This window comes from Ensifer sp. Root954 (assembly GCF_001429005.1).
In the GTDB taxonomy this organism is placed as follows: domain Bacteria; phylum Pseudomonadota; class Alphaproteobacteria; order Rhizobiales; family Rhizobiaceae; genus Ensifer; species Ensifer adhaerens.
Genome location: NZ_LMJM01000027.1, coordinates 151,170 through 157,954, shown reverse-complemented (window position 1 = coordinate 157,954; position 6,785 = coordinate 151,170). Strand labels below are relative to the sequence as shown.

10 protein-coding genes are annotated in these 6,785 nt (G+C 62.5%); 7 read left to right on the top strand and 3 right to left on the bottom strand.

From position 1 onward, the window contains the following. Positions 1-99: 99 nt before the first annotated feature. From ASE71_RS22675 to ASE71_RS22650, 6 genes are all read left to right on the top strand, one after another. Positions 100-492 (top strand): hypothetical protein, encoded by a 393-nt coding sequence (locus ASE71_RS22675; protein WP_060520646.1) that lies wholly within the window; start codon positions 100-102, stop codon positions 490-492. A gap of 110 nt (positions 493-602) precedes the next feature. Next, the gene (locus tag ASE71_RS22670; RefSeq protein ID WP_234798742.1) at positions 603-839 is read left to right on the top strand and encodes a hypothetical protein; all 237 of its coding nucleotides are present in this window, start codon (positions 603-605) and stop codon (positions 837-839) included. Positions 840-1,032: 193 nt separating this feature from the next. Next, the gene (locus ASE71_RS22665; RefSeq protein ID WP_082566472.1) at positions 1,033-1,269 is read left to right on the top strand and encodes a DUF982 domain-containing protein; all 237 of its coding nucleotides are present in this window, start codon (positions 1,033-1,035) and stop codon (positions 1,267-1,269) included. A gap of 327 nt (positions 1,270-1,596) precedes the next feature. Beyond that, positions 1,597-1,803 carry a hypothetical protein gene (locus ASE71_RS22660; RefSeq protein WP_034788476.1) on the top strand — a complete coding sequence of 69 codons (207 nt, stop codon included), beginning with the start codon at positions 1,597-1,599 and terminating at the stop codon, positions 1,801-1,803. Positions 1,804-2,057: 254 nt separating this feature from the next. After that, positions 2,058-2,744, top strand: a complete 687-nt coding sequence (locus ASE71_RS22655; protein ID WP_060520644.1) for a fumarylacetoacetate hydrolase family protein — start codon at positions 2,058-2,060, stop codon at positions 2,742-2,744. Positions 2,745-2,819: 75 nt separating this feature from the next. Next, on the top strand, positions 2,820-3,350 hold the full coding sequence (locus tag ASE71_RS22650) for a gamma carbonic anhydrase family protein (RefSeq protein ID WP_060520643.1): 531 nt from the start codon (positions 2,820-2,822) through the stop codon (positions 3,348-3,350). Between the two features lie 49 nt (positions 3,351-3,399). On the opposite strand, the gene ASE71_RS22645 is transcribed toward ASE71_RS22650, so the two are convergent. From ASE71_RS22645 to ASE71_RS22635, 3 genes are read right to left on the bottom strand one after another with little or no spacing between them, the layout of a single operon-like run. Beyond that, positions 3,400-3,795, bottom strand: a complete 396-nt coding sequence (locus ASE71_RS22645; RefSeq protein ID WP_034788467.1) for a Fur family transcriptional regulator — start codon at positions 3,793-3,795, stop codon at positions 3,400-3,402. After that, positions 3,795-4,625 (bottom strand): zinc ABC transporter permease subunit ZnuB, encoded by an 831-nt coding sequence (znuB, locus tag ASE71_RS22640; RefSeq protein WP_034788464.1) that lies wholly within the window; start codon positions 4,623-4,625, stop codon positions 3,795-3,797. The genes ASE71_RS22645 and znuB overlap by 1 nt, the downstream gene beginning before the upstream one ends. Beyond that, the gene (locus tag ASE71_RS22635; RefSeq protein ID WP_034788461.1) at positions 4,618-5,523 is read right to left on the bottom strand and encodes a metal ABC transporter ATP-binding protein; all 906 of its coding nucleotides are present in this window, start codon (positions 5,521-5,523) and stop codon (positions 4,618-4,620) included. Before ASE71_RS22635 ends, znuB begins: the two co-directional genes overlap by 8 nt. A gap of 183 nt (positions 5,524-5,706) precedes the next feature. Between ASE71_RS22635 and znuA the strand changes: the two genes are divergently transcribed. After that, positions 5,707-6,708 carry a zinc ABC transporter substrate-binding protein ZnuA gene (gene znuA, locus ASE71_RS22630; protein ID WP_060520642.1) on the top strand — a complete coding sequence of 334 codons (1,002 nt, stop codon included), beginning with the start codon at positions 5,707-5,709 and terminating at the stop codon, positions 6,706-6,708. Positions 6,709-6,785: the final 77 nt, after the last annotated feature.

The window sequence follows — 6,785 nt, the reverse complement described above, 5'->3', positions numbered from 1 at the left end:
CCCCGCCGCTACGCACAGCACGGGGTTGACGGCGACCGCGGACAGGACTAGGGCAGCGTTCCTGTATCGTTACCGGTCACAGGAATAAGGACAGACGGCATGAAACGCGCGATCGCGGCACTTCTCACGCTTCTCTTGGCCGGGTGCCAATCGATGGAGTTGGAGGCGCCTGAAATCGCGAAGCCCCGGCCGACCGCCCCGTCCGTCCCGACGCTTTCGGGCGATGCGCTCCAGGCCTTCCTCGTCGGCAAGACGCTGCGGTACAATCTCAACGGCGTCAACTCCACCTTCTTCCCCGACGGCCGCTACGGTTATCGTGACTACGAGGTGCGCGATGGCGGCAGCTACACGATCACCGGCGACGAGGTCTGCATCACCTTCGAGGATGGCGGCCGGCGCTGCGACCAGTATGCGCAGATCGGCTCCGACTATTATCGGATCGAGGAAGGCGGTCGCCGAACCAAGGTGGACCGCGTCGTCCCGGCGGCCTGACAATTCCGACGGCAACGGGCGTGCCCGTATAACCCCTCATTCCCGAGGGGTTCAATTCGCCGGCCTTCTGCCATAGTGCGCGCGGGAATGCGGCCTTGTGGGAGGGACGGGTGGCCCCATTGCGAGCGACACAATGCCTGGCGCTGTCGAAGGCCGACATGGAGCGGCTGCAGCGCGTCTTTGACGCGCTTTGCATCGAACAGGGCTGGGCGCGAGACGGGGAGCCTGCGCGGCGGCATGCCAGGATGCTGATCGACGACTATCTCGCAGGCAATACCAGCGAAGGACGCCTGCTTATTGCCGGTCGCGCCTTCGCCGAAAGCTTGCAGCGTGGCATCCCCAGATAACGCCAATCGCGGCACTCGCGCCAGGCGGAGGGGCCGCCGGCGGCAGCCTGTCCTGCCATAACCGAAAAGCTGCTTACAAAAGCGAACTCCTGCGCTACATTAGCAAGATCGACTGCCGACCTTCTCGAGAGGAGCCAGAGGCCGGCGGTCGCAAATGCCGATGTTCATTGAGATGATCTCGAGGAGGAGACGCATGCAATTAGTCTGGAAACAGCCGATCGAACTCGACTTCGTTAGCGGCGATTGCCGCACCGTCAAAGGCCCCTCAGACGCCCTCGCCTGCCTCGCAGACCACTGGCCTCGCCGCGGACCATTCTATGTGGCCGCCCGCAGTGCCTGCCGCGCCGCCATCGACGGCCGTCGCACCGCAGAAGAGGCCCGATCGCTGTTCATCTCGGCCGCCGAAGAAGCCGAGTTGCCTACGCACTAACGCGCCTGCCGGCGCTGAACGAAAGGTGCCGCTGGAAGGCGGCGAGCGTTTGCCATCGGGCAAGCGACACGATGACTTTTTTGATTGAAAGCTTCGGCCTTTGACGGCCGCGTACGATTATTCAGGCTCCGGGCATTCGCCCAGCAAACGCATCATTTCAGCACATTACTGCCCAATCTCGGGTGATTTTTCCAGAAATGGCCCGATTTCTGTCGTGAAGCATTCATTTCTTTCTACTATATTCTGAGGTGCCTCACAAAAACCAATTTCGGAGCGCCTTAGTCCCATTAAGGGAATTCAAGAAAAACGATATACGGGAGAGAACATATGAGCGAGAGCAATCTCTATCGCATCGTTGAAGTCACCGTGAAGCGTGAAGGTGGCCGTCGTGATCTCGGCATCATGACCGTGCGCCAGGCCCTTGAGCTTCCCCAGGTCCCCAGCCTCGAATACAGCCATCCTGAACTCAACTCGCGTTCGGACGGTCGGTTCCTGACCCGAGACCAGCTTCAGGCCTACGCTCATTGCGCCTGACTTTGCCGATGATGGCATCCTTTCGGATGCCGTGATCGCGCGCGCCCAGGTGGGCGCGCCTTAATCAAAATCTTCGTCCCCCATCCTTGTTCTTAATTTTTCTGCGGATCGATTCCGATTCGCGGATTTATGAAGTAACGTCCGGATTCTCTCTTGCCTCGCCTCAACCGAAATCGGCCAACGGCGAACGCCCAACAAACGCGCGGTGCTCTTCCTGTCGGTTGCGACAGGCGGACGCCCAAGACCGGACGATCATGGAAACAATCATCCCCCCACCGCTTCCCGTGCTGCTGCCGATTTCCGGCAGCCTCGTCGGCTTTCCGGTTCGCCGGGTCTATTGCGTCGGCCGCAACTATGCCGCCCACGCGATCGAAATGGGCCACGACCCGGACCGCGAGCCGCCGTTCTTCTTCCAGAAGAACCCGGACAACCTGCTTGCAGCCGGTAGCGCCTTCCCCTACCCGCCCTTGACCACCGACGTTCATCACGAGGTCGAACTGGTCGTCGCCCTGAAACGTGGCGGCAGCAACATCGCCGTCGAGGACGCGCTCGATTGCGTCTACGGCTATGCCGTCGGCATCGATTTCACCCGCCGCGACCTGCAGGCGGAGGCGAAGAAGGCTGGCAAGCCCTGGGCTGCAGCCAAGGCGTTCGAGCATTCCGCCCCGCTCTCGGCGATCGCATCGGCCGAAACGATCGGCCATCCGCTCAACGGCAATATCTGGCTGAAGGTCAACGGCGAACTCCGCCAGCAGGGCGATCTCGACCAGATGATCTGGAAAGTGCCGGAGATCATCGCCGAACTCTCCAAACTCTTCACGCTGGCCCCCGGCGACGTCATCATGACTGGCACGCCCTCGGGCGTCGGACCGGTCGCGCGCGGTGACGAGGTCACCTGCGGCGTCGACGGGGTTGCGGCGCTCGCCGTCAGCGTCGTCTAACCGGCTCACTTCCGGCAGGCGGCCCGCCGCCTGCCGACCGGCCCCGATCGGCCATGTTGCGAAAGGACAGAATGGATGCCGCTTTACGCCCTTGGATCACTTCGCCCACAGACGCCGCCGAAGGGCAGCTATTGGGTGGCCCCGGACGCCAATGTCATCGGCCAGGTCGAGATCGGCGAAGAGGTCGGCATCTGGTTCGGCGTAACCCTGCGCGGCGACAACGAGCCCATCCGGCTCGGGGCGCGCACCAACATCCAGGAAAACGTCGTCATCCATGTCGATCCCGGTTTCCCGGTGACGATCGGCGAAGGCTGCACCATCGGGCACGGCGCCATCATCCATGGCTGCACCATCGGCGAAAACTCGCTGATCGGCATGGGCGCGACCGTGCTTAACGGCGCCAAGATCGGCCGCAACTGCCTGGTCGGCGCCAATGCGCTCGTCACCGAAGGCAAGGAATTTCCGGATAATTCGTTGATCGTCGGCGCGCCGGCCAAGGCGATCCGCACGCTGGATGATGCGGCGGTCGAAGGCTTGAAACGCTCGGCAGCGCATTACGTCAAGAACTGGCGGCGTTACGCCGCCGACCTCACCCGGCTGGACTGAGCGCCAAACACCTCAAGGTAAGCTTTCCACGGGCCCTGAAGAGTTGCCCTTATGCGCAGCTCTGGCAATGGCCGCGGATCTCGATCGTCGTCTTCTCGGTCTTGAAGTTCTGCGCCCGCGTCAGCGTCGAAAGCCGCTGCTCGATCGCCTCGTCATGAAACTCGGTCACCTGGCCACAGCCTTCGCAGATGGTGAAGGCGGTGACGCCGTGATCGTGTTCGTGGTCATGCGGGCAAGAACAGGCGACGAAGGCATTCAGGCTTTCCAGCCGATGCACGAGGCCATATTCGAGCAGTTTGTCGAGTGCGCGGTAAACCTGCAGCGGGGCGCGGAAGCCGTGATCGCGCAGCTTGTCGAGAATGGTGTAGGCGCTCATCGGCCCTTCGGAGTGGCTGAGCGCATCCATCACCAACGTCTGGTTCTTGGTCAGTTGCGGCGTAGCCATTAGTGGTGCCCTCCAGGCGTGGAATGATGCGCCGCCTCGAGCGGGCGGCGGCCGATCGGTAGCAGACTCAGAACGAAAAGCCCAACCGCGGCAACAACGATAGACGGTCCCGACGGGGTATCCCAGTGAAGCGAGCCGAAAAGTCCGCCGGTGACGGCGAGTGCGCCGATGACCGATGCGAGTACCGCCATCACTTCCGGCGAGGTCGAGAAGCGCCGTGCCGTTGCTGCCGGGATGATCAGCAGCGAGGTGATGAGCAGAATGCCGACGATCTTCATGGCGATCGCAATCACCAGCGCCATCAAGAGCATGAAAAAGAGCCGCGTGCGTTCGGGCTTCAGCCCCTCGGCTTCCGCCAGTTCCGGATTGACGGTGGAGGCGAGGAGCGGCCGCCAGAGATAGACAATCGCGAATATGACGAGGATGCCGCCACCCCAGATGATGTCGATGTCGGACTCGGAGACCGCCAGAATGTCGCCGAAGAGGAAGCCGACGAGATCGATGCGCACCCAGGTCATGAAGGCGACGATGACGAGGCCGAAGGAAAGTGCTGAATGGGAGAGGATGCCGAGCAGCGCATCCGTCGACAGCGCCCCGCGCCGCTGCAGGAAGAGAAGCAGTACCGAGACCACGGCCGCGACGATGAAGACGCTGAGCATCAGGTTGAGCTCGAGCAGCAGCGACAGCGCCACGCCGAGCAGCGCCGAATGGGCCATGGTGTCGCCGAAATAGGCCATGCGCCGCCAGATGACGAAGCAGCCGAGCGGCCCGGCCATGACGGCAATGCCGATGCCGGCGATCAGCGCGCGCACGAAGAAATCGTCAAGCATCGCGCTTCTCCTTCACGTCATAGCCGTGCAGCCGCGAATGGTGGCCGCAGCCGCAATCCTCGCCGTGGTCGTGCACGTTTTCCTCATCGTCGTGGTGATGGCCGTCACCAGGATAGCAATGTTCGGTGATCGAACCGTCCGCATGCAGCACCCGGCCGTCGGGCAAATGGGTGTGGTCGTGGTGGTGGCTGTAGACCGCAAGCGTATTGGCGGCCCGCCTGCCGAAAAGCTTCTGATATTCCGGGCTCTGGCTGACCGCCTGCGGCGTGCCGCGGCAGCAGACATGGCCGTTGAGACAAACGACCGTATCGGTCTCGGCCATGACGATATGCAGGTCGTGCGAGATCAGGAGAATGCCGCAGCCTGTGCGGTTGCGGATCTGCTTGATCAGTTCGTAGAGCGCAATCTCGCCGCTGAAATCGACGCCCTGCACCGGCTCGTCGAGCACCAGCAGGTCCGGCTTGCGGGCAATCGCGCGGGCGAGCAGCGCGCGCTGGAACTCGCCGCCGGAGAGATGCTGCACCTCGGATTTCGCCAGATGCAGCACGCCGGTCGCCGACAGCGCCTCCTCGATCTCCCGCCCCTTCAAGGGGCCGGTCAGCGTCATCAGTCGCTCGACCGTCAAAGGCAGCGTCCAGTCGACGGCAAGCTTCTGCGGCACGTAGCCTACTTTCAGGCCCGGCTTGCGCTCGACATAGCCCTCGTCCGGTTTCAGCACTCCGATCGCCGTCTTCGCGGTCGTCGATTTGCCCGAGCCGTTCGGGCCGATCAGCGTGACGATCTCGCCCGGGCTGATCGAGAATTCGACGCCACGCACCAGCCAGCGACCGTTGCGGCGCACGCCGGCATTGCTGAGATTGACCAGTGGCAGCGCTTCTGGGGAACGGAAATTCAGCATGAAAAAATTCCGGATTGCATGGTTGCCACTGGCTATCGCACACGTTATAGCATAACGCAATTGATGTAATAACATTACATGACGACTTCAAGGCCGGCAACGGCCCGTTGGAGTAACAGTTTTGCATGCCCGAAGCGCGCCTGGCCGATGTGGCAGGCACGCCAATCAAGCCCGGAGAACCCGATGAAATCGACATCCGCCCTGCTTTTTGCCTCTACCATGCTTCTTGCGGCACCTGCCGCAGCGGACAGTCCCAATGTGGTGGTTTCGATCAAGCCGATCCACTCCCTTGTCGCCTCGATCATGCAGGGTGTGGGCGAGCCGTCGCTAATCGTCGAGGGCGCCGCCTCGCCGCACACCTACAACATGAAGCCTTCGAACGCCTCGGCCCTGCAGGCGGCAAAGGTGGTCTTCTGGGTCGGTCCCGGCCTCGAAGCCTTCCTCGACAAGCCGCTCGACGCCTTGAGCAGCCAAGCAAAGGTGGTGGAGCTCAGCGAAGCGCCCGGCATCGAGAAGCTGAAATTCCGCGAAGGCGGTGCATTCGAGGCGCATGACCACGGCGACGAAGGCCACAGTGAAGAAGGCCAGAGCGAGGAAGGCCACAAGCATGCCGAGGGCGAAGCGGGGCACGATCACGGCCATGACCACGATCACGGCCACGGCGATGCCGATCTGCACATGTGGCTCGATCCCATGAATGCCAAGGCGATGGCCGCCGAGATCGAAAAGACGCTCACTGAGGCCGATCCTGCCAATGCGGGCGCCTACAAGGCCAATCTGGACGCCCTGAACAAGCGCCTGGATGCGCTTGACGCCAAGCTCACGGAAACCGTGGCACCGGTGAAGGACAAGCCCTTCGTCGTCTTCCACGACGCCTACCAGTATTTCGAGCACCGCTATAAGGTTCGCGTCGCCGGCTCGATCACCGTCAGCCCTGAGGTCCTGCCTGGCGCGGATCGGGTGTCGCAGATCCATGCCAAGATCAAGGAACTCGGTGCCACCTGCGTCTTTGCCGAGCCGCAGTTCGAGCCGAAGCTGATCAATGTGGTGATCGAGGGAACGCCGGCGAAATCCGGTACGCTGGACCCGGAAGCCGGCACGCTGGAGGCCGGCCCGGATCTCTATTTCCAGATGATGGAAGGGATCGGCACCTCGCTGAAGACCTGCCTCGCCTCGGCAAGCTGACCCGTCCTCCCAAGGCGGTATCGGTGGGCGCTCGCTTGGCTCGGCTATACGGGCGCCCGCCCCTCTCTCTATCATTC

What these genes read in the sequence shown, in the direction of transcription:
- ASE71_RS22675 (WP_060520646.1), top strand. Translation starts at nt 100, where the DNA reads ATGAAACGCGCGATCGCGGCACTTCTCACGCTTCTCTTGGCCGGGTGC.
- ASE71_RS22665 (WP_082566472.1), top strand. Translation starts at nt 1,033, where the DNA reads ATGCAATTAGTCTGGAAACAGCCGATCGAACTCGACTTCGTTAGCGGC.
- ASE71_RS22660 (WP_034788476.1), top strand. Translation starts at nt 1,597, where the DNA reads ATGAGCGAGAGCAATCTCTATCGCATCGTTGAAGTCACCGTGAAGCGT.
- ASE71_RS22655 (WP_060520644.1), top strand. Translation starts at nt 2,058, where the DNA reads ATGGAAACAATCATCCCCCCACCGCTTCCCGTGCTGCTGCCGATTTCC.
- ASE71_RS22650 (WP_060520643.1), top strand. Translation starts at nt 2,820, where the DNA reads ATGCCGCTTTACGCCCTTGGATCACTTCGCCCACAGACGCCGCCGAAG.
- ASE71_RS22645 (WP_034788467.1), bottom strand. Translation starts at nt 3,795, where the DNA reads ATGGCTACGCCGCAACTGACCAAGAACCAGACGTTGGTGATGGATGCG.
- znuB (WP_034788464.1), bottom strand. Translation starts at nt 4,625, where the DNA reads ATGCTTGACGATTTCTTCGTGCGCGCGCTGATCGCCGGCATCGGCATT.
- ASE71_RS22635 (WP_034788461.1), bottom strand. Translation starts at nt 5,523, where the DNA reads ATGCTGAATTTCCGTTCCCCAGAAGCGCTGCCACTGGTCAATCTCAGC.
- znuA (WP_060520642.1), top strand. Translation starts at nt 5,707, where the DNA reads ATGAAATCGACATCCGCCCTGCTTTTTGCCTCTACCATGCTTCTTGCG.